At 59.9% G+C, this 25788-nt stretch carries 25 protein-coding genes; 10 read left to right on the plus strand and 15 right to left on the minus strand.

What is annotated here, in order from left to right:
* The first annotated feature begins 111 nt into the window (after nt 1-111).
* The 4 genes from xdhA to OK142_RS12010 all read left to right on the plus strand — a co-directional run bounded on the left by xdhA (nt 112) and on the right by OK142_RS12010 (nt 6153).
* A complete protein-coding gene (gene xdhA / locus OK142_RS11995; protein WP_498682939.1) occupies nt 112-1581 on the plus strand; it encodes a xanthine dehydrogenase small subunit in 1470 nt (489 codons plus the stop codon).
* A 200-nt stretch (nt 1582-1781) separates the two neighbouring features.
* The gene (gene xdhB / locus OK142_RS12000; protein ID WP_498682941.1) at nt 1782-4121 is read left to right on the plus strand and encodes a xanthine dehydrogenase molybdopterin binding subunit; all 2340 of its coding nucleotides are present in this window, start codon (nt 1782-1784) and stop codon (nt 4119-4121) included.
* A gap of 12 nt (nt 4122-4133) precedes the next feature.
* Entirely contained in the window at nt 4134-4988 is an 855-nt protein-coding gene (xdhC, locus tag OK142_RS12005; protein ID WP_498682943.1) for a xanthine dehydrogenase accessory protein XdhC, read from the plus strand.
* Between the two features lie 238 nt (nt 4989-5226).
* Nucleotides 5227-6153 (plus strand): LysR substrate-binding domain-containing protein, encoded by a 927-nt coding sequence (locus OK142_RS12010; protein ID WP_498682946.1) that lies wholly within the window; start codon nt 5227-5229, stop codon nt 6151-6153.
* Here the strand turns inward: OK142_RS12010 and OK142_RS12015 are convergent.
* On the minus strand, nt 6129-6467 hold the full coding sequence (locus OK142_RS12015; protein ID WP_216330102.1) for a hypothetical protein: 339 nt from the start codon (nt 6465-6467) through the stop codon (nt 6129-6131). The two genes, OK142_RS12010 and OK142_RS12015, sit on opposite strands and share 25 nt — an antisense overlap.
* A gap of 565 nt (nt 6468-7032) precedes the next feature.
* Between OK142_RS12015 and puuD the strand changes: the two genes are divergently transcribed.
* From puuD to OK142_RS12035, 4 genes are all read left to right on the plus strand, one after another.
* Nucleotides 7033-8295 carry a urate hydroxylase PuuD gene (gene puuD / locus OK142_RS12020; RefSeq protein WP_080835594.1) on the plus strand — a complete coding sequence of 421 codons (1263 nt, stop codon included), beginning with the start codon at nt 7033-7035 and terminating at the stop codon, nt 8293-8295.
* Nucleotides 8292-9602, plus strand: a complete 1311-nt coding sequence (guaD, locus tag OK142_RS12025; protein ID WP_498682948.1) for a guanine deaminase — start codon at nt 8292-8294, stop codon at nt 9600-9602. Before puuD ends, guaD begins: the two co-directional genes overlap by 4 nt.
* A gap of 306 nt (nt 9603-9908) precedes the next feature.
* Nucleotides 9909-10628 carry a sulfite exporter TauE/SafE family protein gene (locus OK142_RS12030; RefSeq protein WP_498683235.1) on the plus strand — a complete coding sequence of 240 codons (720 nt, stop codon included), beginning with the start codon at nt 9909-9911 and terminating at the stop codon, nt 10626-10628.
* Between the two features lie 79 nt (nt 10629-10707).
* Complete coding sequence (locus tag OK142_RS12035) at nt 10708-11841, plus strand: alpha-hydroxy acid oxidase (protein WP_498682950.1); 1134 nt, start codon at nt 10708-10710, stop codon at nt 11839-11841.
* A 117-nt stretch (nt 11842-11958) separates the two neighbouring features.
* On the opposite strand, the gene OK142_RS12040 is transcribed toward OK142_RS12035, so the two are convergent.
* Entirely contained in the window at nt 11959-12303 is a 345-nt protein-coding gene (locus tag OK142_RS12040; RefSeq protein ID WP_498682952.1) for a DMT family transporter, read from the minus strand.
* Complete coding sequence (locus tag OK142_RS12045) at nt 12300-12872, minus strand: TetR/AcrR family transcriptional regulator (RefSeq protein WP_498682954.1); 573 nt, start codon at nt 12870-12872, stop codon at nt 12300-12302. The genes OK142_RS12040 and OK142_RS12045 overlap by 4 nt, the downstream gene beginning before the upstream one ends.
* A 201-nt stretch (nt 12873-13073) precedes the next feature.
* Between OK142_RS12045 and OK142_RS12050 the strand changes: the two genes are divergently transcribed.
* A complete protein-coding gene (locus OK142_RS12050; protein WP_498683237.1) occupies nt 13074-14333 on the plus strand; it encodes a serine hydrolase in 1260 nt (419 codons plus the stop codon).
* A gap of 3 nt (nt 14334-14336) precedes the next feature.
* Here the strand turns inward: OK142_RS12050 and OK142_RS12055 are convergent, their stop codons facing one another.
* From OK142_RS12055 to OK142_RS12105, 11 genes are all read right to left on the minus strand, one after another.
* On the minus strand, nt 14337-14621 hold the full coding sequence (locus OK142_RS12055) for a Txe/YoeB family addiction module toxin (RefSeq protein ID WP_301183731.1): 285 nt from the start codon (nt 14619-14621) through the stop codon (nt 14337-14339).
* 56 nt (nt 14622-14677) lie between these two features.
* Nucleotides 14678-14929, minus strand: coding sequence for a type II toxin-antitoxin system Phd/YefM family antitoxin (locus OK142_RS12060; protein ID WP_216330108.1), 252 nt, complete (start codon nt 14927-14929; stop codon nt 14678-14680).
* A gap of 53 nt (nt 14930-14982) precedes the next feature.
* Nucleotides 14983-15732 (minus strand): metallophosphoesterase family protein, encoded by a 750-nt coding sequence (locus OK142_RS12065; RefSeq protein WP_498682958.1) that lies wholly within the window; start codon nt 15730-15732, stop codon nt 14983-14985.
* A 5-nt stretch (nt 15733-15737) separates the two neighbouring features.
* On the minus strand, nt 15738-16094 hold the full coding sequence (uraH, locus tag OK142_RS12070) for a hydroxyisourate hydrolase (RefSeq protein ID WP_003491599.1): 357 nt from the start codon (nt 16092-16094) through the stop codon (nt 15738-15740).
* A complete protein-coding gene (locus tag OK142_RS12075) occupies nt 16091-16591 on the minus strand; it encodes an ureidoglycolate lyase (RefSeq protein ID WP_082184493.1) in 501 nt (166 codons plus the stop codon). The genes uraH and OK142_RS12075 overlap by 4 nt, the downstream gene beginning before the upstream one ends.
* 2 nt (nt 16592-16593) lie before the next feature.
* Complete coding sequence (locus OK142_RS12080) at nt 16594-16956, minus strand: HepT-like ribonuclease domain-containing protein (RefSeq protein ID WP_216330110.1); 363 nt, start codon at nt 16954-16956, stop codon at nt 16594-16596.
* On the minus strand, nt 16953-17243 hold the full coding sequence (locus OK142_RS12085) for a nucleotidyltransferase family protein (RefSeq protein WP_082182779.1): 291 nt from the start codon (nt 17241-17243) through the stop codon (nt 16953-16955). The genes OK142_RS12080 and OK142_RS12085 overlap by 4 nt, the downstream gene beginning before the upstream one ends.
* A gap of 53 nt (nt 17244-17296) precedes the next feature.
* A complete protein-coding gene (uraD, locus tag OK142_RS12090; protein ID WP_216330112.1) occupies nt 17297-17794 on the minus strand; it encodes a 2-oxo-4-hydroxy-4-carboxy-5-ureidoimidazoline decarboxylase in 498 nt (165 codons plus the stop codon).
* Nucleotides 17794-18717: an allantoinase PuuE gene (gene puuE, locus OK142_RS12095; RefSeq protein WP_498682963.1), complete on the minus strand. Its 924-nt coding sequence runs from the start codon at nt 18715-18717 to the stop codon at nt 17794-17796. Before puuE ends, uraD begins: the two co-directional genes overlap by 1 nt.
* A gap of 200 nt (nt 18718-18917) precedes the next feature.
* A complete protein-coding gene (locus tag OK142_RS12100) occupies nt 18918-19625 on the minus strand; it encodes a DUF1045 domain-containing protein (RefSeq protein WP_313608792.1) in 708 nt (235 codons plus the stop codon).
* 97 nt (nt 19626-19722) lie between these two features.
* Nucleotides 19723-20931: an NAD(P)/FAD-dependent oxidoreductase gene (locus OK142_RS12105; protein ID WP_498682968.1), complete on the minus strand. Its 1209-nt coding sequence runs from the start codon at nt 20929-20931 to the stop codon at nt 19723-19725.
* Between OK142_RS12105 and mnmC2 the strand changes: the two genes are divergently transcribed.
* Nucleotides 20930-21685: a tRNA (5-methylaminomethyl-2-thiouridine)(34)-methyltransferase MnmC2 gene (gene mnmC2, locus OK142_RS12110; protein WP_498682969.1), complete on the plus strand. Its 756-nt coding sequence runs from the start codon at nt 20930-20932 to the stop codon at nt 21683-21685. The two genes, OK142_RS12105 and mnmC2, sit on opposite strands and share 2 nt — an antisense overlap.
* 27 nt (nt 21686-21712) lie before the next feature.
* Here the strand turns inward: mnmC2 and OK142_RS12115 are convergent, their stop codons facing one another.
* Entirely contained in the window at nt 21713-25411 is a 3699-nt protein-coding gene (locus tag OK142_RS12115) for a response regulator (protein ID WP_498682971.1), read from the minus strand.
* Nucleotides 25412-25788 lie beyond the last annotated feature (377 nt).

Raw genomic sequence — 25788 nt, forward strand, 5'->3', positions numbered from 1 at the left:
ACAATGAATTGCCAAAACGGAAATCGATATGCGCGCGTGGGCGTGCATATGATGCGCAGGGATAATGACAAGAAACCGGCTCGGCAGCCGGTCAAAAAAGCAGGGCATTGCATGAACGACGCGATCAGCTTCATCCTCAACAGCGAAACCATCTCGCTGAAGGATTTCGGACCGACAGACACGCTTCTCGATTATCTCCGCCTTCAAAGACGGTTGACCGGGACGAAGGAAGGTTGCGCCGAAGGCGACTGCGGCGCCTGCACGGTGCTGGTCGGGCGGCTGCTGGACGGTTCGCTGCGTTATGAAAGCGTCAATGCCTGCATCCGCTTTTTGGGCTCGCTGCACGGCACCCATATCGTGACGGTCGAGCATCTGGCCGCGCGCGACGGTACGCTGCACCCCGTGCAGCAGGCGATGGTGGATTTCCACGGTTCGCAATGCGGTTTCTGCACGCCGGGCTTCATCATGTCGGTTTACGGCCTCTGGCTTTCCAGTGAAAACCCTGCCCGCGCCGATATAGAAAAGGCGCTGCAAGGCAATCTCTGTCGATGCACGGGTTACGAGCCGATCGTGCGGGCCGCCGAAAAGATCGCCGCCGCCCGCCCGAGCGCGCTGTTCGACCCGCTGCAACGGGACCGCACCGATATCATGGCAAGGCTCTGGGCAATCCGCGCCAACGAGACGATCGTGGTGACGCGCGACGAGGATCGGACCATCATTCCGGCGACACTGTCTGACCTCACCGATATCTATGCCGCCGAGCCGAAGGCAACCATCGTCGCCGGCTCCACCGATGTCGGCCTGTGGGTAACGAAGCAGATGCGGGCACTGAACCCCGTCATCTTCATCAACAATCTCGGGGACCTGCAGGGCATTGTCGTGGATGAGAATGGCGTCACGCTCGGTGCCGGTGTCACCTACAGCCAGGCCTTCAAGACCGTGACGGAACATTTCCCGCCGCTTGCCCGGCTGTTCGATCGTCTCGGCGGCGAGCAGGTGCGCAACATGGGAACCATCGGCGGCAATATTGCCAACGGTTCGCCCATCGGCGATACCCCGCCGGCGCTGATCGCACTTGGAGCAACGCTCACCTTGCACTCCTCCTCCGGCAGCCGCACCGTGCCGCTGGAAAGCTACTTCATCGATTATGGCAAACAGGACCGGCTGAGCGGCGAATTCGTCGAAAAACTCTTCATCCCGTTCCAGAAAGCCGAAAGCCACTACGCGGTCTACAAAATCTCCAAGCGGCGCGACGAGGATATTTCCGCGCTCTGCGCCGCCTTTAACCTGACGCTCGATGCCGACGGCACCGTCGAAGATATCCGCATCGCCTTTGGCGGCATGGCCGGCACGCCGAAACGCGCCGCGCATCTTGAGGCGGCACTTCTCGGCAAAGAGTGGTCACAGGAAACGATCGATGCGGCGCGCGATGCGCTGGACGAGGATTTCACCCCGCTCACCGACTGGCGCGCCACCGCCGAATACCGGCAACTGACGGCCAAGAACCTGCTGACGCGGTTCTTCCTCGAGACTTCGGGGCAAAAGCAGGAACTCAGCCGTTTCGCATTGGCGGAGGCGTGACGATGACGATGACGTTGGCGACACCCACAACCTCCCTCATTCCTGTGCTTGTCACAGGAATCCAGCCGGCGCGCGTCTGCGCGACGAGACAACCCTTTCAGCCCAAAGACTTGGGCTGGCTGGATTCCTGTGACAAGCACAGGAATGAGGGTTTATTGTCGATGTCATATGCCGCAATTGATGAAGGGGAGGCTTGAAACATGGACACGACAAGCTTCGACAAGACCAAAACGGAAATCGACGGCCCTGTACACGCCTCGCTCCGGCACGATTCCGCCCATAAGCATGTGACGGGCAGCGCCGAATATATCGACGATATTCCCGAACCCGCCGGCCTCGTTCACGGCGCGCTTGGCCTTTCCGACCGGGCGCATGCGGAAATCGTCTCCGTGGACCTGTCCGAAGTCGAGGCTACACCGGGCGTCCTGTGGGTCATGGTTGGCAAGGATGTGCCTGGCGAAAACGATGTCTCGTCAGGCGGACGTCACGACGAACCTTTGCTGGCCGAGACAAAGGTCGAATTCCACGGCCAGCCGATCTTCGCGGTTTTTGCCGAAACCCGCGATATCGCCAGAAAGGCGGCCCGCAAGGCGAAGATCACCTATAAGGACCTGCCGCATTTCACCGATATCGACACGGCGATTGAAAATGGCGGCGCGCTGGTCATCGATCCGATGACGCTTAAGCGTGGCGATGCCAAAATCGAAATGCATGTCGCACCGCGCCGCCTCACCGGCACCATGCGGATCGGCGGGCAGGAGCATTTTTATCTCGAAAGCCACATCGCCATGGCCGTGCCGGGCGAGGATGACGAGGTGACGCTGTGGAGCTCCACCCAGCATCCGAGCGAAATCCAGCACATTGTCAGCCATATGCTTCAGGTGCCGTCCAATGCCGTCACGGTGCAGGTGCGCCGCATGGGCGGCGGTTTCGGCGGCAAGGAAACGCAGGGCAACCAGTTCGCCGCCCTTTGCGCCATCGCTGCCAAGAAATTGAACCGCGCGGTGAAAATCCGCCCCGACCGCGACGAAGACATGACCGCGACCGGCAAACGCCACGATTTCCGCGTCGATTACGAGCTTGGTTTCGATGAGGAAGGCCGCATTCACGCCGTCGACGCCACCTATGCCGCCCGCTGCGGCTTTTCCTCCGATCTCTCCGGCCCGGTCACGGATCGCGCGCTGTTTCACGCCGATTCCAGCTATTTCTATCCGCATGTGCACCTCACCTCGCGGCCACTGAAAACCCACACGGTCTCCAACACCGCCTTTCGCGGTTTCGGCGGCCCGCAGGGCATGCTCGGGGCCGAGCGCTTCATCGAGGAAATCGCCTATGCCGTCGGCAAGGACCCGCTTGATGTCCGCAAGCTCAATTTCTACGGCGAGACCGGCTCGGGCCGCACCACGACGCCCTATCATCAGGAGGTCGAGGACAATATCATCGCCCGCATCGTCGAGGAGCTGGAAACCTCCAGCGACTATCGCGCGCGACGCGAGGCGATCATCGAGTTCAACAAAACGAGCCCGATCATCCGCAAGGGCATCGCGCTCACCCCCGTCAAATTCGGCATCTCCTTCACCATGACCGCCTTCAACCAGGCGGGTGCGCTGGTGCATATCTATAATGACGGCTCCATCCACCTGAACCATGGCGGCACCGAAATGGGTCAGGGCCTTTATACCAAGGTGGCGCAGGTGGTGGCCGATGCCTTCCAGGTGGATATCGGCCGGGTGAAGATCACCGCAACGACCACCGGCAAGGTGCCGAACACCTCGGCCACCGCCGCCTCATCCGGTACGGACCTGAACGGCATGGCGGCCTATGACGCCGCCCGCCAGATCCGCGAGCGGCTCGTCAAATTCGCCACCGAGAACTGGAATGTGCCGGAAGAAGAAGTCGTCTTCCTGCCGAACCGGGTGCGCATCGGCCTCGAGGAAATCGCCTTCAACGATTTCATCAAGAAGGCCTATTTCGCCCGCGTGCAGCTTTCCGCCGCCGGTTTTTACAAGACGCCGAAAATCCACTGGGACCGCGCCGCCGGCCGTGGCACGCCGTTTTATTATTTCGCCTATGGCGCGGCCTGCTCGGAAGTATCGATCGATACGCTGACCGGCGAATATATGATGGAACGCACCGATATTCTCCACGATGTCGGCAAGTCGCTGAACCCGGCCATCGATATCGGCCAGGTGGAAGGCGCCTTTGTGCAGGGCATGGGCTGGCTGACGACGGAAGAATTGTGGTGGGATGGCAAGGGACGGCTGCGGACCCACGCGCCTTCTACCTACAAGATCCCGCTCGCCTCCGACCGGCCGAAGAGTTTCAACGTCAAGCTGGCGGAATGGGCGGAAAATGCCGAACCCACCATCGGCCGCTCCAAGGCCGTGGGCGAACCGCCCTTCATGCTGGCGATCTCGGTTCTCGAAGCCCTCTCCATGGCGGTCGCCTCCGTCGCCGATTACAAGGTCTGCCCTCGCCTCGATGCGCCGGCAACGCCCGAACGGGTTCTGATGGCGGTGGAACGGCTGAAGAAGGTGTGAGGGGGCCAACAAATGCCTGACACCTCCCTTTCCAACTTCCTTGCCCGCTCCTCCGCCGCGATCCTCGTGGAAATCGAGGCCGTGAAAGGCTCCTCGCCGCGTGAAGCCGGAACCTTCATGCTGGTAAGTCAGGATGCGCTGTGGGCAACAATCGGTGGCGGGCAGTTCGAATATATGGCGATGGACCATGCCCGCGCCATGCTGAGGAACGGTGCGGCCGAGGACCGCATGGATATTCCGCTCGGCCCGGAAATCGGCCAATGCTGCGGCGGCCGCACCCTCATCCGCTTCCGGCGGGTGACGAAGGAGATCGCGCTCGCTCTCGAGACGCGGCTGAAAGGCGAAGCCGAACAGCAGCCCGCCGTCTTCATTTTCGGGGCTGGTCATGTCGGCAAGGCATTGGCGGAAGCGCTGTCGCTGCTGCCCCTGACGCTGACAGTGGTAGAGACCCGGGAAACGGAGTTGCACGATCTTCCAGCCGATGCCACATCCGTGCTCACTCCCATGCCGGAGGCGCTCGTCGCGAAAATTCCCGCAAACGGCGCTGCGATCATCGTCACCCACGACCACGCACTTGATTTCCTGATCGCCAGGGAAGCGCTTGCCCGCGACGATCTCGCCTATGTCGGCATGATCGGTTCAAAGACCAAACGCGCCACCTTTTCCCATTGGCTGGAGCGGGAGGGCGAACCGCCTTCCCGCCTTGCAAAACTCACTTTGCCCATCGGTGGCAATAGCGTCAGGGACAAGCGCCCCGCCGTCATAGCGGCCCTTGTGGCAGCCGAGTTGTTGCAAGCATTTTCCGCTGCCGAAATCCGTCGCAACGAAAATCGACACGGCCATCCTCAAGGCCAAGATCACGCCTGAGCCCGTCGGGCAGGCTTTCATCCGCCAGATTATCCGGTGCAAGGCTTTCAAGGGTAAACCGTTCCGCTGTCCGCAGGCCCGCACGCAGGCGGGACCACGCGCGCATGAGTGCTGTGCGCATGTTCGTCTCCATTCAAAAAATATCAGAAGCTCAGTTGATGAGTTGGACTAAAAATGCTCTGATTTATGAGTAAAAACCAATGAAACCTTTGGCGATTAGCATAAAGAGAACTTATCCATGAAAATGTCTCGCCAGTTCCCCCTGAATGCCTTGCGCGTGTTCGAGGCCGCTGCCAGGCATCTGAGTTTCACCAGGGCTGGCGAGGAATTGGGCATGACGCAGACGGCGGTCAGCTATCAGGTGAAGCTGCTGGAGGAGAATATTGGCGAGCCGCTCTTCATACGCAAAGCGCGCCAGGTTCAGTTGACCGAGGCCGGGCAGAAGCTGGCGCCGAGAGTGGCCGAAGCCTTTAACAGCCTGCGGGAAGCCGTCGACAATGTGCGTGATACGTCAGACACGACGCTGACCATTCATTCCACCGCCACTTTCGCATCACGCTGGCTTTCACGACATCTGGGGGCTTTCCAGCTTGAACATCCTTCGATCGCCGTCCGGCTGGAAACATCCAACGCCTTGATCGATTTTGCGCAGTCCGACTGCGATGTCGCCATCCGCTGGAGCAACGACGATGGCAAGGGGTTGATTTATCACCGGCTTGTCAGGGGCGTTTATACGCCGATGCTGCATCCCGACCTTGCCGAAACCATCGGTGGATTGAAAAAGCCGGAGGATCTTCTGCGCCTGCGCATCATCGATCCCGGCGACATCTGGTGGAGCCAATGGTTTCAGGAAGTAGGTGTCGAAAATCCGGGCCTCGACCGTTATCCGCGCAGCCGCCTTAACGTCCAGGCATTCGAAGCCGCGGCGGCCATCGCCAGCCAGGGCGTGGCCATGCTCACCCCTGAACTCTATGCGGACGAAATTGCACTCGGCCGGCTGTATCAACCCTTCGAGCATCTTAGCAGCGAAGGACAGAACTATTGGCTCGTCTATCCTGAAAACCGCAGGAACATTCGCAAGATAAGGCTATTTCGCGACTGGATATTGCAGCGGATCGAGGAAAACCGGCCGCAAACATCTCAATATCCCATATCCGGCGCATAAAAACAGCGCGGCGTGTCTTCATCCGGAAAGAGACAGAGATGATATTCGCCATCCTCCGACCGTCTTGCCTCCCGTTGCGACCAGTTGAAGACATGCCGCCGCGTGACCATGCGATGATCGCCGGGGGCCAGCGACACCTCATAACCATCCGGCGTGACGCGAACGCTTCGCGTGGGGATCATCTGGCAATCTCCCGTCTGGGCGTCACCGTTGCAGCAGTAGCTTTCATATTTGAACCCCTTGTGGGATTCATGGGCAAGCGCCGTGGCGCTCACCGCCAGGAGCAGGAAAAAGACCGTCAGAACAAGGCGCATCGGCATGGTCTCCGTTGAAAACAACGGCGGCAGCCGGAAGGTCATTGCGTCCATTTATTCGAAATCAAAACATCAACGCGACCCGGACGCAACGGCACCGGGAACTGCTACGCCCGCCCCTGATCTGCCCCACCCCGGGGTTCGCAGCGCCCGCTTTCGGAATGAACCGCCAGCGAAAACATGTCATGGGAGCCCTGCGCATCGGCCGGAAAATCGAGACCGATTTTCGACAGGAACGATGCGCCACTTAAAAAGTTAGAGCGTCCTTTGTCGCGTCCTTTCGGACGCAGGGCGCTCCAAAGCTCCGCAGCCTTTTATTTTAGCACATTGGCAGGCTGCACAAAGGATAATAGCTGAGTCGCGTTAGCCAGCTAAGCACAAACTATGCGACAGCAAACCTCCGCTGCAACTTTACCGGGCCTGCCACCAGAGGCGAGCCACTTCGGCTGATGTTGTGGACACAAGCGAACCGGATTGTGAACAATCACCTCCCGCCCTCTGCTTTTCCCTTTCCTAAAGGCCAAATTTCTCGCAAGGTGCGCTGCACAAGGATCAGGGGAACCGCATGTACGAATATGCCATTGCGTGGGAATGGATGGCCTTTGCCGTCCGCTGGCTCCACGTCATCACCGCCATCGCCTGGATCGGCTCATCCTTTTATTTCATCGCGCTCGATCTCGGGCTGGTCAAACGGCCGCATCTGCCGCCGGGAGCCTATGGCGAGGAATGGCAGGTGCATGGCGGTGGCTTTTATCACATCCAGAAATATCTGGTCGCGCCTGCCCAGATGCCCGAGCACCTGACTTGGTTCAAATGGGAAAGCTATGTCACCTGGCTTTCCGGCTTTGCCATGCTTTGCATCGTTTATTACGGCGGCGCCGATCTCTTCCTCATCGACCATTCGGTGCTGGCGCTTACGCAGTTCCAGGCCATCTGTCTGTCGCTCGCTTCGCTTGCCATCGGCTGGCTGTTTTACGATTTCCTGTGCAAATCGCCGCTCGGCAACAATACCTGGGGCCTGATGATCGTGCTCTATGTGGCGCTGGTGGCGATGGCATGGGGTTATACGCAGGTCTTCACCGGCCGCGCCGCCTTCCTGCATCTCGGTGCCTTCACCGCCACCATCATGTCGGCGAATGTGTTCTTCATCATCATCCCCAACCAGAAGATCGTCGTCGCCGACCTGATCGCCGGGCGCACGCCGGACCCGAAATATGGTCGCATCGCCAAGCAGCGCTCGCTGCACAACAACTATCTGACACTGCCCGTCATCTTCTTCATGCTGTCGAACCATTATCCGCTGGCTTTTGCCACGCAGTTTAACTGGATCATCGCCGCACTCGTCTTCCTGATGGGCGTCACCATCCGCCACTGGTTCAACACCACCCATGCCCGCAAGGGCAAGCCGACATGGACCTGGCTACTGACCGCCCTCATCTTCATCGTCATCATGTGGCTTTCCACCGTGCCGAAGGTGCTGACCGGCGAAGAAGAACAGAAGGCCGCGACACTCTCGCCGATGCAGCAGCAATTCGTCGCCGACGCCCATTTCGCCAAGGCGCGCGATGTGGTTCAGGGCCGCTGTTCCATGTGCCATGCGGCCGAGCCGGTGTGGGAAGGCGTACCCTTCACGCCGAAATCGGTGAAGCTGGAAACGGACGAACAGATCGCCGCCCATGCGCGCGAAATCTATTTGCAAGCCGGTCGCAGCCATGCCATGCCTCCCGGCAACATCACCGCCATCACCCCGGATGAGCGCAAGGTGCTGACCGCCTGGTATGAAAGCGCGGTTTCCGGGGCTGGAAAAGCCGAAGGAAAGACTGAATGAGCATGGTTCTGCTGCGTGGCCGCCTGCTGAGCTTCCGCCGCGCGCCGCTCGCAATCGACGATACGCAAAGTTATTTCTATATCGAAGACGGTGGCCTGCTGATCGAAGACGGCCGGATCGCCGCCATCGGCGAATACGCCGATATCCATAAGCAGGCCCCCGAAGACATCGAGGAAAAGGACCACCGGCCGAATCTCATCGTGCCGGGCCTCATCGACATGCACCTGCATTTCCCACAGATGCAGGTCATCGGCTCCTATGCCGCCAATCTGCTGGAATGGCTGAACACCTATACTTTCCCGGAGGAATGCCGCTTCGTCGAAAGCGCCCATGCCCAGCGCATCGCCACGCATTTTTACGACGAGCTTCTGCGCCACGGCACCACCACGGCGGCTGCCTATTGCTCCGTGCACAAGACCTCCGCCGACGCCTTCTTCACTGAGGCCATGACGCGCAACATGCTGATGGTGGGCGGCAAGGTGATGATGGACCGCAACGCCCCGCAGGGCCTGCTGGACACGCCGGAAACCTCCTATGACGAGACGCGCCAGGTCATCGCCGACTGGCACGGCAAAGGCCGCAACCACGTCGCCATCACCCCCCGCTTCGCCATCACCTCCACCCCGAAGCAGATGGAAGCCGCCCAGGCGCTGGCGCAGGAGTTTCCCGATCTCTTCATCCAGACGCATCTTTCCGAAAATCTGGACGAGATCAAATATACCTGCGAGCTCTACCCGGAAGCGACAGATTACACCGACATCTATGTGCGCTACGGCCTGATGGGCAAAAAGACCCTGCTCGGCCACGCCATCCACCTCTCGGAGCGCGAAGCGGACGTGCTGTCGGAAACCGGCGCCGTGGCGGTGCATTGCCCCACATCAAACCTCTTCATCGGCTCCGGCCTGTTCCCGATGAAAAAGCTGCAACGGCGCGAAAAGCCGGTGCGGATCGCGGTTGCGACCGATATCGGCGGCGGATCGAGCTATTCCATGCTGCGCACCATGGATGAGGCCTACAAGATCCAGCAATTGCTGGGCGAGCGCCTGAACCCGCTGGAAAGCTGGTATCTGATGACGCGCGGCAATGCCGAAGCGCTTTCCATGGTCGACCGCATCGGCACGCTCGATGCCGGCACGGATGCCGACATCACCGTGCTCAACGCCTCCTCCACCCCCGCCATGGCGCTGAAGATGGAAGTGGTGAACAGCCTGACGGAAGAACTGTTCCTGATGCTGACCATGGGCGACGACCGCACCGTCGTCGAGACCTACGTGGCCGGCAAGGCGATGAAAAGCACGCTTGCATAGTTCGGCTTGGGCCGAAACATATAGCTGCGACCTCATTTATATCGGTTACATATTGGAGTGAGCGGGTGCCGCGTGTTTCTTCTCCCCGCCGGGGAGAAGTCCGCGGCAGCGGGATGAGGGGGCAAGGGTGGAGGTATTCGGCAACGTTTCCCCCTCATCCGACCCTTCGGGCCACCTTCTCCCCGGCGGGGAGAAGAAACCATGCCGCACCCGCTCGCTTCTAATGACAAGCTGACGCCACACCGGCCGAAACGCGAATGACCTCTGGAGTGCCCCGTGCCGGATTTAGACACAACCACAATGCTCATGGTCCTCGCGACATTCATCATCGCGGGCATCGTCAAGGGCGTAACCGGCATGGGGCTGCCAACCGTCGCCATGGGCGTGCTCGGCCTGTTCATGCCGCCCGTCCTTGCCGCAGGTCTGCTCATCTTGCCCTCCTTCATCACCAATATCTGGCAATTGCTGGCGGGGCCAGATTTCAGGGCCATCGTCGCGCGGCTATGGCCGATGATGATCGCCATCGCCGGCGGCGCCCTCATCGGCATCCGGCTGATGACGGCAGGCACCGGCATCTGGACCACCTCGGCACTCGGATTATGCCTTGCTGCTTATGCGGCCTACAGCCTCTTCGCCAAACCCCTCTCCGTTCCGGCACGGCTGGAATCCAGGCTCTCGCCGGCCATAGGGCTGACAACCGGCCTGCTGACCGGCGGTACCGGAATTTTCGTCGTGCCCGCCGTGCCCTATATCCAGTCGCTCGGTTTCAACCGCGACGATCTCGTGCAGGCGCTCGGCCTTTCCTTCACTGTTTCGACCATTGCACTTGCAGCCGGCCTTGCGTCTCAAGACGCCTTCCGCGTCGAGCATCTATCGCTTTCCGCACTCGCCGTGCTGCCCGCGCTTCTCGGCATGTGGCTCGGCCAGAAGATCCGTAACATCGTCAGCCCGGCCACATTCCGGCGCTGGTTCCTCATCTGCCTGCTTTTATTGGGAGCCGAGCTGTTTTTGCGGGCTTTCTGGTGATCCACCCCGTCGATTTTGATGTTGCAGCCGTCCCATTCGTGTTATGTGAAGCCATCATTCAAATGTGAAGGCTTTATCCATGGGCAAAATCCTCACCATAGCGGACCTGAAGCAACAGGCGCGACGCCGTGTGCCAAAGATGTTTTTCGACTACGCCGATAGCGGCGCGTGGACGGAAAGCACCTACCGCGCCAATGAGGATGATTTTGCAAAGATAAAGCTGCGCCAGCGCGTGCTGGTGGATATGACCGACCGGTCGCTGGCCACCGAAATGGTCGGCGAGAAGGTATCCATGCCGGTAGCCCTCTCCCCCACCGGACTGACGGGCATGCAGCATGCCGATGGCGAAATGCTGGCCGCCAAAGCGGCCGAAGAATTCGGCGTGCCCTTCACGCTCTCCACCATGAGCATCTGCTCCATCGAGGATGTCGCTTCCGTCACCTCGAAACCCTTCTGGTTCCAGCTTTACGTGATGAAGGACCGGGATTTCGTCAACAACCTGATCGACCGGGCGAAGGCCGCCGGATGCTCGGCGCTGGTGCTGACGCTCGACCTGCAAATCCTCGGCCAGCGCCACAAGGATTTGCGCAACGGCCTGTCCGCGCCGCCGAAATTCACCCCGAAACACATCTGGCAGATGGCGACACGCCCGAAATGGTGCCTCGACATGGCTCGCACCAAGCGCCGCAGCTTCGGCAACATCGTCGGCCACGCGAAAAATGTCTCCGACCTCTCCTCGCTCTCCTCCTGGACGGCGGAGCAGTTCGATCCGCGCCTGTCGTGGAAGGATGTCGAATGGATCAAGGAGCGCTGGGGCGGCAAGCTGATCCTCAAGGGTATTCTTGACGAGGAAGACGCCCGCGCCTCGCTCGATACCGGCGCCGACGCCATCATCGTCTCCAACCATGGCGGCCGCCAGCTCGACGGCGCGCATTCCTCCATCGCCATGCTGCCGAAGATCGTCGACGCCGTCGGCGACAGGGTCGAGGTGCATATGGATGGCGGCATCCGCTCCGGTCAGGACGCGCTGAAAGCCGTGGCGCTCGGCGCCAAGGGCACCTATATCGGCCGACCCTTCCTCTATGGCCTCGGTGCCGATGGCAAACAGGGCGTGACCACGGCGCTGGAGATCATCCGCAAGGAGATGGATGTCAGCATGGCGCTTTGCGGCAAGAGGCTGATTACGGATGTGGACCAGAGCATTCTGGCGTGATGGTGAGGACACGGCATACAACGTAAAGATCGAAGCCGATGCTTCGGTAAGAATATCGCCTTTACGCCGCCTCCCTCATCCCTGTGCTTGTCACAGGGATGAGGTGGAGAAGTCCGCTCAATGCCCCACCGTCTTCGAAAACACGTTGACGATCACCACGCCGGTGATGATGAAACCGAGACCAACCACCGCAGCAATATCCAGCGTCTGCCGGAACACGAAATAGCCGATGCCGGAAATCAGCACGATGCCGAGCCCGCTCCAGATCGCATAGGCCACGCCGACGGGCATGGCCCGCAGCGTGAATGACAGCAGATAAAAGGCCGCACCGTAAAACAGCGCCATCAGCACCGTCGGCAAGAGCTTGGTAAATTGCTGCGACTGCTGCAGGAAAGAGGTCGCTATGACCTCGCAGACAATGGCCGCGACAAGCGCCCCATAGGTAAAAACAGCCGCGTTCATCGTTCCATTTCCTTTTTCGTCTGAGCGATCATAAGGGCCTTGAGAGCTGCCCTGTCGCCACCTGCCCTGCCGTCATCGGCCAGAAGATCGGCAAACCAGATACCATCAGCCGCAAGCCGCACGAACTCCAGTACCACCCCGTCATCCGTTTCTTTATGACGGGCAAGACGCGCCTCGAACCAGCTGGTCCACATGCGCCTGAGCGACGGCTCGCCGACCATCGACACGGATAACGCAGCCCACTGCCTGCCTGATTCCCGATCGCGATCGGCAAAAACGGCGTTCACATAGGCCCGCGTGAAGCTCCCATAAGCTTCACAATCCTGTGAGATAAGCGCGTCGATTTCCATGTCCAGTGCCGAAAGAAGGTCCGCCATCACGGCTTCCAGCAAGGCCTGCTTGGAGGCGAAATGGTGGAACAGGCCACCCTTCGTCACCCCAGCCGCATCCGCCACCGCCTGCACGGAAAGTGCGGCAACACCCTGATCAGCAGCGAGTTTCGCCGTGCAATCGAGAAGATTGCGGCGTACGACCTCAGGCTGCTTCTTGCGTTCGTGAGCATTTGTCATGCTTTAAAACATACCGGATGGTTGGTTTCTTTTCAAGGAAATTGTGGAAGCCGCGTGCGGGTTGAAATTCATTCTTAATTAAGCATGAAAGCGATCTCTAAAGTTTTAGCGGTTTTGTTGCCGGAAAGTGTCAGTAAAACTTCGCTCATTGCGGCGATCGAACAAAAGGGGTGGATTATGTCGGGAACGGTCAAACGGGGAATGGCGGGTGCATGGGTCTTCGCACTCACCTTCTTTTGCGCGATCCTCTCATTGCAGGCATCGCCTGCCCAGGCTGGTTACGCCCATTTCATCATGGATGCCAATACCGGCAAGGTGTTGGCCGCCCGCAATGCCGATGTGCTGAACCACCCCGCCTCGTTGACCAAGATGATGACCCTCTACATGACCTTCGAGGCGCTGCACGCCGGCCGGATCCGCTGGGACCAGAAGATAACGATGTCCAAGAATGGCGCAGCCACCATTCCCTCGAAGCTTTATGTGCGCCAGGGCCAGACCTTCACCGTGCGTGAGGCCGTCTATGGCATGATCGTCAAATCCGCCAATGACATGGCGGAAGGCATGGGCGATCATCTCGGCGGCTCCGAAGCAAGGTTCGCCGAGATGATGACCCGCAAGGCACGCCAGCTCGGCATGACGAAGACGGTGTTCCGCAACGCCTCCGGCCTGCCCAGCAAATCGCAGGTGACGACCGCGCGCGACATGGCGAAGCTCGGCCTTGCGCTGCAGCGCGACTTTCCCAAGGAATACGGCCTCTTTGCCATGGAATCCTTCAGCTTCCGGGGCAAGCGCATCCGCGGCCATAACAATCTGATGTACCGCTATCAGGGCATGGACGGCATCAAGACCGGCTACACCAATGCGTCCGGCTTCAACCTTGTCAGCGCCATCAATCACAATGGCCGCCGCGTCGTCGGTGTCGTGCTCGGCGGCAAGACCGCGCGCAGCCGAGATGCGCAGATGGCCGCCCTTCTGGACAAGGCCGTGCCGCAGGCATCGAGAAGCCGCAATACCGAACAGCTCGTCGCCAGCGCCAATGTCAGCCGCACCTTTGATGTGCCGCCTGCAGCGGTACCCTTGCCGATGTTTGCCGAACGCCGCCAGGATCCGGTCGCCATGCAGATTGCCACGGCCAACACCCAGATGGCGGACATGATCCAGGTCTCGGCCATTCCGAAACCCGCACCCGCTGCCGCCATCGGCCAGCGCAGCCGCTGGGAAGTGCAGATCGCCGCCACCGACAGCGAAGCCGCGGCCCGCTCGCTGCTCGCCAATGCCCGCTCCAATATCGCGGGAAGTTATGCCGGTATCGCCCCCTATACCGAAGCGGTGCAAAGCGGCTCGGCAACGCTCTACCGCGCCCGCTTCACCGGTTTCGAAGACCAGTCTTCGGCGGTCTCCGCCTGCAAGGAACTGAAGGCGCAGTCTTATGCCTGTGTGGTGATGACCAGCGAGGGGTGAGGATCAGTAGTGAAAGCGGCATTGGTGAATAATCAGGACAGTCTTTTCCCCTTCACCGCGTAGCTCATAGACAAGCCGATGCTCCTGCGAAATCCGGCGTGACCAGAGACCTTTCAACTGAAAACGTAGCGGCTCGGGTTTTCCGATGCCTTCAAACGGATGCCGCCGACAATCCTTTATGAGTTCATTGATGCGTTCCAGCATCTTGCGATCATATTGCTGCCAGTGAAGATAGTCTTCCCAGCCTTGGTGGCTCCAGCAGAGAGCAATCGTACCCTTTTGCTGCATGAGAGAGTTTCTCCTGATGGAAGCTCGCACTCATGCGCGATGGATTATAAAAAAAATCAGTCGATGAGATCGTGGCTTTCGAAAACCCCAGCGTCCACGTCGGACATCGATTTTCTAAGTCTGGCAAAATTCTCCGGCGACGAGCAGAGATGCAAGGTTTCCATCAAGCCTTCGTATTCGTCCTTATCGATAAGAACGGCTGACGGCTTGTCGCGCCGCACGATTTCCACAGTCACGCGATCCTGCGCCACCTCATCCAGAAGCGATGCAAGGGATTCGCGTGCTTTTGAAAACATCACCGTGCGCATAATTGTAACCTCAATAGGAGTTGTACAATAAATAGTACAACTCCCCGCATAATTCAAGCATCCTTGTGAAGCCAACCGCTCGCCAGCGCATCCGCCAGATAGGGAATGCCGTTGGCCCTCGCCATCTCTGCCATGGCAAGATTGTCGTAGCGTATCTGCCGGAAATAGACCTGCCAGCCGCGCGTGGTCTCTTCCAGCACGGCATAGCTCGCAAGCGGATGCCCGGCCTCGACGTGATGGTCGAAAGGCGTGTCGTCCTTCCAGCCGGGGCAGCCGACGCTGCCGGGATTGACGATCAGCCGGCCATCGGAAAGCTGCACGGTGCGGGCAATATGCGTATGGCCGCACAGCATCAGCGGCTGGGTGATGCCATCAGCCATCGCCTCGATCTCGGCCAGCGGCCGCAACTTCAGCACCCGCTCCGGCGAAAGCGTCTCAAGCCAATATTCCAGATCGCTGCGTGGCGAACCGTGGCAGCAATAGGCGACATCCTTGAAAACCATGCTGAACGGCAGCGTCTGCAGCCAGTCCAGATGTGCGGCGGTCATCTGCGCATGGGCGGGCCTTTCCCAGCTACCCATCTCTTCGGGCGCACGCTCGATCAGTTCCCGGTCATGATTGCCGCGAATGCTGGGTATCCAGTTACCAACAAGCACATCACCGGTAAAACCCGCTTCCAGGGGGCCGCTGAAGCAATCGCCGAGATTGACGATGTCCTTGATGCCAAGCCGGGCGATATCCTCAAGCACCGCCTCCAGCGCGGCACAGTTTCCATGAATATCGGCAATGGCGGCAAAGATCATGGCGGTCAGCTTCCTCGATAGGTGGAATAGCTATAGGGCGAAAGCAGAAGCGGCACGTGGTAATGGCCACTCTCATCGGCAATGCCGAAACGGATGGGTATGATGTCGAGAAAGGCGGGTTTCGCCAGTTCCACACCCTTACTCCGCAGGTAATCGCCGGCATGAAAAATCAACTCATATTCGCCCGCCTTGAAGCTGTCGCCGACAAGCAGCGGCCCGCCATCCACACGGCCGTCGCTATTGGTCTTGACCGTCTTCAGCTTCTCGCGGCGATCACCGGAAAGCCGGTAAAGCTCGATCGTCAGCCCCTCGGCGGGCACGCCATGGGCGGCGTCGAGAACATGGGTAGTCAGACCGGTCATGGCTGGGGCTCCGCGATCATGAAGGTTTCATCGAAAAAATACTCTTCCAGATTGTTGCCCGGCCCCTCGCGGTCGGCAACCAGAAAATCTGAAATGGCCTGCAACGGCATCAGGGGATAGTGCCAGACATTGCGGCGGTAATTCACGCCCTGGTCTCCACGCGCCAGAAACACCTGCGGCCGCGCGGGCCGGCCGCCGTCATCTTCCGCAACGACAACGAGGAAAGGCCTGCCGGAAAGCGGCGAAAAGCTCTGGCTGCCAAGCGGATGCCGCTCCATCATCTCGATTTCATGCGGAAACGCCCGCGCCTGTCCGCGAAAGATATTGAGAATGATACGCGCGCCCTCACCCGCCGCCTCCGGTGCGGCAAGCGCATGATGTCGCTCGGTCTGGCCGCCATTGATGTGGCGCATGGAAGATGGGGTGATTTCGATCACATCGCCGAAGGATGCGAAGGCCTCTTTGGTCAGCGGCTTGATCTCGAGAAAATCAGTCAATGTCATTCACCTTGGGCATGCCAGTTTCGGAGAAGAGAGAGGCGCGCCTGTAAATCGGGAATACTCTCAGTGATCGTTTTCCATACGACTGAAAGTTCCGCCCGAAAATAGTCGTGCACGATCAGATTGCGCATACCCTTCATCTTCAGCCATGGGATTTCCGGATGCTGTTGTAGAAACGCGGGGTAGTGTTTGTCGAGCTTTGCGACAGCCTCGCCAATCAGGGCAAGGCCCATCATCACAGCCATCTGCGTGCGCGTATCGGAAGAAAAAGTTGATTCGTCCATGTCGTGAGTGAAATCGGATATTCGCGAAGCGGCAATATCCATTTCCGTCAGGTAGAGCAGGAGCCGATCTGAACTCATACCGCTTTGGATTCCTTCAGAACACGCGCCCGGATATCCGAACGCAGACCGCCTGAGGTGACGACATCGACTTCGACACCGAGTATGGCTTTAAGTTCCTCCAGCAATCCGCCAAGATCGAACAATGTCGTGCCCGGCAGCGCATCCACCAGAATATCGAGATCGCTGTCCGGCCGGTCCTCGCCGCGGGCGACGGAGCCGAAAACGCGCGGGTTTGCCGCATTGAAGCGCTTTGTCGCTTCGCGGATCGCTTCCCTGTTCTTTTCCAGCACCTCGGAAGGTCTCATGGGGTCAATCTCCAGACAGCGCGAGTATAACGGAACGGCGGCCGCTCGCCAATTCAGCCCTCCGGCAGCATCGAGGAAAGGCGCAGCCAGGCAATCTTTTCCACCTGCGCCGTAGCGGTCGCAAATTCTGTCGCCGCATCATTGTCGATACGCGCCTCGAAGGCGGAAAGAATATCGTGCCTGTTCAGCCCCTTGACGGCAATGATGAAGGGAAAGCCGAATTTTTGCGTATAGGCGGAATTCAGCTCGGTGAAGCGCGCATGCTCCTCCGGCGACAGCCGGTCGAGCCCGGCGCCCGCCTGTTCGTTGCGGCTATCGGCGGTCAATTCGCCAGCAATCGCCAGCTTGCCGGCAAGATCAGGATGCGCCCGCAGAACGCCAAGCCGTTCCGCTTCGGAGGCGGCACGAAACTGCGCGCATAATGCGCCATGAACCGCCTTCGCCGTCAACTCCAGACCTGCGCCTCCGACATCATAGGCGCGCTCGGCTATAAAAGGTGAATGTTCGAACACGCCACCGAAACGGGTGACAAATTCGTCCCGCGCCACCATCACGGAGCCACCGGCTTATGGTTTTCATGCCAGTGACGGGCAATCTCGATCCGCTGCGGGATCCATACCTTGTCGTGGCCCAGTACATATTCGATGAAACGGCGAAGGGCCGCGGCGCGGCCGGGACGGCCAACGAGGCGGCAATGCAGACCGACACTCATCATCTTCGGCGCGCCTTCAAGCCCTTCCTGATAAAGAACGTCGAAGGCGTCCTTTAGATAGGTGAAGAACTGGTCGCCGGAATTGAAACCCTGCGGCGTGGCAAAACGCATATCGTTAGTTTCAAGCGTATAGGGAATGATGAGGAACGGGTCGTCGCCCACGCCCTTCACCCAATAGGGCAGATCGTCGGCATAGGAATCCGACGAATAAAGGAACCCGCCCTCTTCCATGACGAGGCGCAGGGTATTGTCCGAAGGCTTGCCCTGATACATGCCAAAGGGACGTTCGCCCGTCACTTCAGTATGGAGGCGCACGGCTTCGGCAATATGCTTGCGCTCTTCGTCCTCGGAGAAATCCTTGTATTCCAGCCAGCGATAACCGTGGCTGGCGATTTCCCAGCCCGCTTCCTTCATGGCCGCAACGGCTTCGGGATTACGGGCCATGGCGGCGGTCACGCCATAAACAGTGGTGGTGACGCCGAGGCCGGTGAACATGCGCCACAGCCGCCAGAAACCGGCGCGCGAGCCATATTCGTAGATCGATTCCATATTCAGGTTACGCTGCCCGGGCCAGGGCTGCGCGCCGACGATTTCCGACAGCAGCGATTCCGACGCCTTGTCATTGTCGAGAATGCAGCTTTCGCCGCCCTCTTCGTAATTGATGACAAATTGCACGGCGATGCGCGCACCGCCCGGCCATTTCGGATCAGGCACATTGCGGCCGTAGCCCACCAGATTGCGGGAGTAATTTTCGGAAATCATTCAGCCACCCAACATCTCTCCCAAGGCGGAAACCGCTCCTGGGAAGCAAACAAGCCTCTGAAGCGCGCAATCCCGAACGGGAGAACTCCACACGCTTCAGACATGCGATGCGCGGACGGTAGCATCCGCATCCGGAATGTCGAGATGATTTTTGCCGACATTCCGATGCTTTTTTGTGTACGATTCCCGAGCGACGCTTCTCAGGCGATTTTGCGGGCGGAAACGCGGCCCATGGGATGAAGCGAGTGCACACGGAAAGGTGCGCCAGGCTCATCCTCGATAAAAAGCGCAAGGCTCGAAAATGGTAGCGTCCGCGTCAGGAGCGGCTCGAAAACCTTGCGCACGGCGCGCTCGATCCTCTGGCTGCTGGAGGGTTCGACACCGCCCGTCAGCGACATCTGGAACCGGAACTCATCCATCACATGCGGGCTGCCCCAGCGATGCAGATTGGTCAGCTGCGAAGCCGAGAGGCGGTCGGGATCCGCCCGCTCTATTTCCGCTTCGGAGAGCGGTGCACGGTAACGGTCGAATTCCTGCACGACGCGGGCCGCAAAAAAATGCAGCACCTCGCAGGGCCGCTCGGGAACGAGACTGAAAACATTCTCGTGCCGCGCTACCACCAGTTGTGGCAACGTGAAGGGCTCCTGCTTGCCGGAAAAATACATCAGGTCGCGCAAAAGCGCGGCTTCGGAATGGCCTTCGGCAAGCCGGAAAGGCGCCTTTATCGTGCCATGGAAACCATACCGGCGCGGCAGCGCCGTGTGGTATGAAATCTCCTGCATGCCGAGATCGATCATGCCCGGCGGCTCCACCGCCTGACCGGAATAGGCATCGCGCCCCAGCCACGCGGCGGCTGCCAGCGTCAGGGGGTCATTTGGGGAAGGCGTGAAATGAATGGCGTATCGCATGCGCTGGTCACCTCGACGCAAAAGCGGCCAAAACGGCCTCGTTGCAGGCCAGCAGATAAGTGATTTGCGTGACAGATTAACGACGTAAGCCGCCCAGTCAGAACTTTCTAAAGTCCGTAGCGGCAATACTCACGTGTTCTTGAAGACGAAAGCCGGAGGGGATGGCAGGCGTGTGACCGCACACGGTTTGCAAGGCTGCATCGGCAAGAAAATGGGCAAGGCCGAAACTGACCTTGAAGCCGCCTGACAGCGCGACAAGCTTCGGATGGCCGGCGACAGACCCCACCATCGGATCCCTTCCAACCGCCTTCGGCCGCAGCCCCGCCCAGCGCTCTAGTACTGGCGCGCGGGCAAGCGCCGGCACGACCCGACAGGCTTCGCCAAGCAGTTTTTCCAGCTTTTCGTCGGTCCTGAAAGGATCGGAAAAACAATCTTCGCTGGTACTGCCGATGGCGACGGTGCCATCCTCATGCGGCACGATATAAAGGCCGTTCAGGAACACCACCGGCATGGCCGGATCGGCTGCCGCGTCGAGAAGGGCCGCCTGACCCTTCACCGCCTGTCCAAGCCCGATACCTGCGTCGAGACCGAGCGCATCGCGGATCAGGGGAAAGGAATCATGGCCGTTGGCAACGACAGCATGGCCGAAGTGAACATCGTCTCCCGACGACAGCATCGCTCGCCCACCATTCGGATCAAGCGAAAGCACGCGGCACTGTTCCACCACCCGCACATGCCGGGCCTTTTGTAGGAAAGCCGACAGAAGGGCGATCATCGCACGCGGCGAAACCCTTGCCGCCAGCGTATCGAGCACGAAGCCCGCCTCCCCCGCCGCATCATCCACCCATCCGGCAACGGAAGGGCTGTCACCAACATGCCAATGGAACCGGCGTTCACCCGAGACCCAGTTTTCGCCGGCATCCCGCTCATGCCGTTCGGCAATGGTGCGCAGATGCGGTTTCGGCAGGGGAATGATCCGGCCGCACCGCCGGTAACCGGCGGAAAGTCCGGTCTCTGCCTCCAGTTCGGCAATCTCTTTTTCGAGGGCCACCAGCGCGTCGAACTGGAACTGTTTCTTGTCCGACCAGCGGTCCGGCATATGCGGCATCAGCGCGCCCAACAGCCCGCCGCTCGCCCCGCAGCCAAACCGGTCCGCCTCCACCAGCAGGGCGTTTATGCCGAGCCGTTCCGCCTTGACGGCGGCCCATAGCCCCATGATGCCGCCGCCGACGATGAGGAGAGGCACGGAAACCGGCAATCTTGGCGATTGACCAGGTTCAAAAGCGGGATTATCGGCATTGGTCATGACACATTCCAAGGAAAACACCGCAGATGTCGGTTCGGCAGCCGACAACCCGCCCACCGCGCTCGACTGGCGTGAGGGGGATATGCCCTATTCACTGGCCTTTGACGATCATTTTTATTGCCAGACGGATGGCAGGCTGGAATGCGGTCATGTGTTTTTGTCCGGAAACGGCCTGCCGCAACGCTGGCTTGAACGGGAAGGTGTCTTCCGCATCGGCGAGCTCGGCTTCGGCACCGGCCTCAATCTCTGCGAAACCTGGCGTCAATGGAAGGCGGCCCGGAGACAGGTCCGCAACGGCCGCTCCACGCTGCATTTCATGTCCTTCGAACTTTACCCGATGAAGGCGGATGAGATCGACCGGGCGCTGTCCCGCTGGCCGGAAGTGGATGCGGAACGCAAGGCGCTCGTCGCCCGCTGGCCGGAAGAGCCTAAAGGCGAAGTCGAGATCGAACTGGACGACCAGACACGATTGACGGTGGTGTGCGGCGAAGCGCTCGCGGGCATTGCCGGACGCACCGAAAGCTTCGACGCCTGGTTTCTGGATGGTTTCGCGCCTGCCCGCAATCCGGACATGTGGTCGCTGGAAATCATGCAGACGCTGTTCGGCAAGACCGCGCCGGAAGGCACGTTCGCCACCTATGCCGCCGCCGGCTTCGTCCGCCGCAATCTCATCGCCGCCGGTTTTGACCTGGAGCGCCGCAAGGGTTTTGCAGGAAAACGGGAAATGCTCTGCGGCACCAAGCCCGCCCGCTGAGACATCCTGCACAGCCGGCCGGCATCGTCAGGCGGTCGGCACGTCGCGGCGCGACCGGTTGTCCCCCAGCCATTGCGCGATCTTGTCCTCGAGTATTTCAGGACTGATCGGTTTCGACAGATAGTCGTCCATGCCGGCTGCCAGGCATTGCTCGCGGTCCGCGTCCTGCGTATGGGCGGTTACGCCGATGATCGGAACATGCCGGCCGTCGGCAGCCGCCTGTTCGGCGGCGCGGATCGCCAGTGTCGCCTGATGCCCGTTCATGACAGGCATGGAGACGTCCATGAGGATGACCGCGGGATTGTGCTCCTCCCACGCCTGAACGGCCTTCTTGCCATTGCCGACGATCAGGAACCGCAAACCCGCCTGCTGCAAGATCTGGGTGAAGACGATCTGGTTGACGTCGTTGTCTTCGGCGACCAGCACATCGACAAGGCAGGGCCTGCGCCGGTCGGGAGCCGCTGGCGGCGCAGCCCGCTGCGCCTTCTCGGCAGGACCGCCTTCCGTCCGGACCGGCCCATTGCCACCCTCCGCCCCCATTTTGGGCGGGTGCTGCCGGGCGCGCTTCAACCGCACATCCCGCACCACATCGAACAGGGTTGAGCGCAAAAGACGCGCCCGCGCGGGTTTCATCAGATGCGCCTGAATGCTGAGATCGGTAAACAGGGTCTCGTCGCCGACGACATCCATCGAGGTCAGGAAGACAATGGCGATATCGTCGAAACGACTATCCGCCCTTATCCTCTCGACAACATCCAGCCCGTTCATAACAGGCATATGATAATCGAGGATGATGGCGTCGATGGCAAAGCCGAGAGACGCTGCCTCCTGCAGCACGGCAATGCCGGATGGCCCGTCCTCCACCGCATGGCCGTCGATACCCCATGTCCGCAGCTGCTCGGTCAATATGCGGCGATTGACGTCGTTGTCGTCAATGACCAGCACCCGGATATCGTCGATCGCCATGGCGGGCAACGGAACGTCGCGCCGTCTCTCGGTCACCTGAAACGGAATATTGACCTCGAAGGTCGATCCCGTGCCGACCTCGCTCACGACATTGATCACACCGTCGAAAAGACCGATGAGGCCGACGGTGATCGCCAGCCCGAGCCCCGTTCCCTCGTGCCTGCGCGTCGCGGAACCGTCGACCTGGCTGAACTTGTCGAAAATCGTTTCCAGCTTGTCGGCCGGAATGCCGATGCCGCTATCTTCGACACGCAGCGACAGGATCGCCTCGGACGCTTCCGCCGACTGCGCCGAAAGCTCGATCAGCACATGTCCCGTTTCCGTGAACTTGACGGCGTTTCCGACCAGATTGGTGACGATCTGGCGGAACCGTCCGGCGTCACCCATGACCTTGCCGAAAGCGGACGGATCGATCCGGACGACCAGCTCAATGTCCTTTTCCAGCGCCGCCGAGGACAGCAGCGAAACCACGTCCTCCACAGCCTCCGCTGGATCGAACGGCACGCTGCGCAGCCGCATCTGCCCGGCCTCGATCTTGGAGAAATCAAGAATGTCGTTGATGATCGTCAGAAGCGCATTGCCGGATTTGACGATGATATCGGTGAAGGTTTTCTGGCGCGTATCCAGCTTGGACTTGGCCAGAAGCTCCGCCATGCCGAGGACGCCGTTCATCGGCGTGCGGATTTCATGGCTCATATTGGCCAGGAATTCCGATTTGGCCCGATCCGCCGCTTCCGCGCGCGAAAGCAGCCTTTGCAACTCCTCCTCGCGCATCTTCATCTCGGTGACGTCGGTAACGATGATGAGCCAGTAATTGCCGGAACTGTTGGTGGCTTCCAGATTGAGCCAGCTCTTGCCGGCGACGTGGATGAGCCAGGAGAAAGGCCTGTTGGCGGCGATATTCTCTCTCCAGGCGGCGAGCGTCCCGGCCGCCTCCTCGTCGGTGCCGAAATCTCCGCGACCGGCGCAATGGGCAAAGAAACCCGACCAGTTGCAGCCCTTTTCGAGGAGATGCGGCGGCACGTCGAACATCCGCGCCATCGCCTCGTTGGACATGATGATCGTGCCCTGTTCGACAAGCACCAGCCCCTGCGCCATGGCGCGCGTGGCGCCCTGCATATATTCGCCGACACGCTCCAGCTCGGCCTTCGCCTTGCTGATCTCGGCGTCGCGCATGCGCACATCCGTCACATCGGCATAGGTGCTGAGAATCTTACCGCCATCGAGGCGGGTTTTCGAGATGACGGTGACCTTGCCGCTCTTGCTGCGCACCTCCCGGGGTGCGAAAACCTCTTCGCTGAGAAGCCGCTCCGCCCTCTGGTTATAGAGTTCCTCGAAGGGCATGTCGCCATAGTCATAAAGGCCGCTTTCGAAATTCATCTCCATGAATTCGCGATAGCTCTTGCCGACAAGCGACTTCTCACCGCCTATCTCGCCCCAGACTTCATGGAAGAACGGATTGACATATTCGATGACGAGATCGGGGCTCAGCAGCAGCACACCGACCGGCAGGGCGTGAAGAACCGCCTCCAGCTGGCGATGCAGCGCCTCGGCTTCTGCCTGCGCGGCGATCAGGGCCTTTTCCCGCTCGTGCAGGAGGCTGACATCGGTGATGGAACCGACCAGATAATATTCGTCATCGGGTGTCGCCACCCGGCCGACCCGCGTTATCACCGGAACTGAACCGCCGCCCGGCAGCGGCAGGGTCTCTGCTTTCTCTATCGCCTCGCCGGTTGCAAGGAGCCGCTCGTTTTCAATCCGGAACCGCTCGCTGTCTTCCGGAAACATCTCGCTTTCGGTCATGCCGATATAGCGGCTGAGATCGCCTCCGAGGAATTGTTCGTAAGCCGTATTGGCAAAAGTCAGGCGACGCTCATCGTCGCGCAGGAAGACAGCCACCGGCAACTGCTCCAGCGCTGCGCGCAGCAGCCAGGTCTCGCGAATCTGCGTGCTGAGAAGCGCCTCATGCGCCTTGAACTCCGTCACATCGACGCGCAGGCCGACCAGCATGCCGTTTTCCAGCCGCTTGTTGACCATGCGCACCCAGCGGCCATCGGCGAACTGCTCCACCCTTTCGAGATAGGGCAGTGAAAAATCCCGCAGCTGCTCCCGCATCCAACCTTCAAACGCAGGATCGTCTTCTTTCGCGCCGCTGTAACCGCCCGAAAAATAAACGGCCTCCATCAGCGTCTCAAGTCGCACACCCGGCTTCAGCTCGACGCCGAAGGCGCTGTAGAATTCGGCAAAGCGCGTATTGCAATAGACCAGGCGGTTGTCGCGGTCATAAATCACGATGCCGGCATCGATGAGGTCGATCACGCCGCTGCCGAACAGCAGGTCGAACGCGCTGCCGCCGCCCGGAAAACCTTCCACGATCGCCGCCGGCATGTCCTCGAACACCTCGAACAGGAACAGATTGCCGTCATCGCCGATGAAGCGCTCGCAGCGAAGCGTGTGCGGTGCAGAGGACGCAGCGCCATGACAGGCAATCACCTCGTCCGTGGCAAAGACCAGCGAGCGGCGCTCCCTGTCCTCGCGCTCGGCATCGCGAATGTCGGCGGAAAGGGAAAAGCTGGTATGGCCCTGAAATGACGCGGGCGGACGCCCCATGACCCGGGCATAGGCGGCATTGACCATGAGGTAGCGAAGCTCGCTGTCCTTGATGCACGCGGGCAGGTCCAGGGCGGCAACGGCCCTGTAAGCTTTTTCCAGCAACCCGCTGCCTTCGGTCAATCGATACTCCACACCGTGCAGTTCCATCCCTGTCGAATCAAATATTTCCGGACGTCGTTGCAAAAAACGTTATGTGAGAAAATCGCTCTTTGCTATGTACGACGGGTATCGCTACCCTTTTTTAACCATAATTATTCGCCCCGGCCTCACCATTCCGACCCTAAACGACCGACCTTGCGCATGGCTGCCATGCGCCGCCGGACAGGGGCGTTACAAAACTATCGCTTGACTTTAACGCACAAAACGCCCACATGCCGGTCAAGCTTTCACCTTCGGCAGCCGCGTGAGCTGCAGCGTATGATCAAGATGACTTGGCCCGCATGAAGGAAAAGCGCAACGAATACAGAAGACGGCACTTGCCGCACTGATGCGCAGAAAGTTATTCCAACCCACAAGTTCCCAAT

This window comes from Agrobacterium sp. BT-220-3, assembly GCF_025910175.1.
In the GTDB taxonomy this organism is placed as follows: Bacteria; Pseudomonadota; Alphaproteobacteria; order Rhizobiales; family Rhizobiaceae; genus Agrobacterium; species Agrobacterium oryzihabitans.

Excerpts from the sequence above, each read along its gene's own strand:
- xdhA (WP_498682939.1), top strand. The coding sequence starts at position 112 with ATGAACGACGCGATCAGCTTCATCCTCAACAGCGAAACCATCTCGCTG.
- xdhB (WP_498682941.1), top strand. The coding sequence starts at position 1,782 with ATGGACACGACAAGCTTCGACAAGACCAAAACGGAAATCGACGGCCCT.
- xdhC (WP_498682943.1), top strand. The coding sequence starts at position 4,134 with ATGCCTGACACCTCCCTTTCCAACTTCCTTGCCCGCTCCTCCGCCGCG.
- OK142_RS12010 (WP_498682946.1), top strand. The coding sequence starts at position 5,227 with ATGAAAATGTCTCGCCAGTTCCCCCTGAATGCCTTGCGCGTGTTCGAG.
- OK142_RS12015 (WP_216330102.1), bottom strand. The coding sequence starts at position 6,467 with ATGCGCCTTGTTCTGACGGTCTTTTTCCTGCTCCTGGCGGTGAGCGCC.
- puuD (WP_080835594.1), top strand. The coding sequence starts at position 7,033 with ATGTACGAATATGCCATTGCGTGGGAATGGATGGCCTTTGCCGTCCGC.
- guaD (WP_498682948.1), top strand. The coding sequence starts at position 8,292 with ATGAGCATGGTTCTGCTGCGTGGCCGCCTGCTGAGCTTCCGCCGCGCG.
- OK142_RS12030 (WP_498683235.1), top strand. The coding sequence starts at position 9,909 with ATGGTCCTCGCGACATTCATCATCGCGGGCATCGTCAAGGGCGTAACC.
- OK142_RS12035 (WP_498682950.1), top strand. The coding sequence starts at position 10,708 with ATGGGCAAAATCCTCACCATAGCGGACCTGAAGCAACAGGCGCGACGC.
- OK142_RS12040 (WP_498682952.1), bottom strand. The coding sequence starts at position 12,303 with ATGAACGCGGCTGTTTTTACCTATGGGGCGCTTGTCGCGGCCATTGTC.
- OK142_RS12045 (WP_498682954.1), bottom strand. The coding sequence starts at position 12,872 with ATGACAAATGCTCACGAACGCAAGAAGCAGCCTGAGGTCGTACGCCGC.
- OK142_RS12050 (WP_498683237.1), top strand. The coding sequence starts at position 13,074 with ATGGCGGGTGCATGGGTCTTCGCACTCACCTTCTTTTGCGCGATCCTC.
- OK142_RS12055 (WP_301183731.1), bottom strand. The coding sequence starts at position 14,621 with ATGCAGCAAAAGGGTACGATTGCTCTCTGCTGGAGCCACCAAGGCTGG.
- OK142_RS12060 (WP_216330108.1), bottom strand. The coding sequence starts at position 14,929 with ATGCGCACGGTGATGTTTTCAAAAGCACGCGAATCCCTTGCATCGCTT.
- OK142_RS12065 (WP_498682958.1), bottom strand. The coding sequence starts at position 15,732 with ATGATCTTTGCCGCCATTGCCGATATTCATGGAAACTGTGCCGCGCTG.
- uraH (WP_003491599.1), bottom strand. The coding sequence starts at position 16,094 with ATGACCGGTCTGACTACCCATGTTCTCGACGCCGCCCATGGCGTGCCC.
- OK142_RS12080 (WP_216330110.1), bottom strand. The coding sequence starts at position 16,956 with ATGAGTTCAGATCGGCTCCTGCTCTACCTGACGGAAATGGATATTGCC.
- OK142_RS12085 (WP_082182779.1), bottom strand. The coding sequence starts at position 17,243 with ATGAGACCTTCCGAGGTGCTGGAAAAGAACAGGGAAGCGATCCGCGAA.
- uraD (WP_216330112.1), bottom strand. The coding sequence starts at position 17,794 with ATGGTGGCGCGGGACGAATTTGTCACCCGTTTCGGTGGCGTGTTCGAA.
- puuE (WP_498682963.1), bottom strand. The coding sequence starts at position 18,717 with ATGATTTCCGAAAATTACTCCCGCAATCTGGTGGGCTACGGCCGCAAT.
- OK142_RS12100 (WP_313608792.1), bottom strand. The coding sequence starts at position 19,625 with ATGCGATACGCCATTCATTTCACGCCTTCCCCAAATGACCCCCTGACG.
- mnmC2 (WP_498682969.1), top strand. The coding sequence starts at position 20,930 with ATGACACATTCCAAGGAAAACACCGCAGATGTCGGTTCGGCAGCCGAC.
- OK142_RS12105 (WP_498682968.1), bottom strand. The coding sequence starts at position 20,931 with ATGACCAATGCCGATAATCCCGCTTTTGAACCTGGTCAATCGCCAAGA.
- OK142_RS12115 (WP_498682971.1), bottom strand. The coding sequence starts at position 25,411 with ATGGAACTGCACGGTGTGGAGTATCGATTGACCGAAGGCAGCGGGTTG.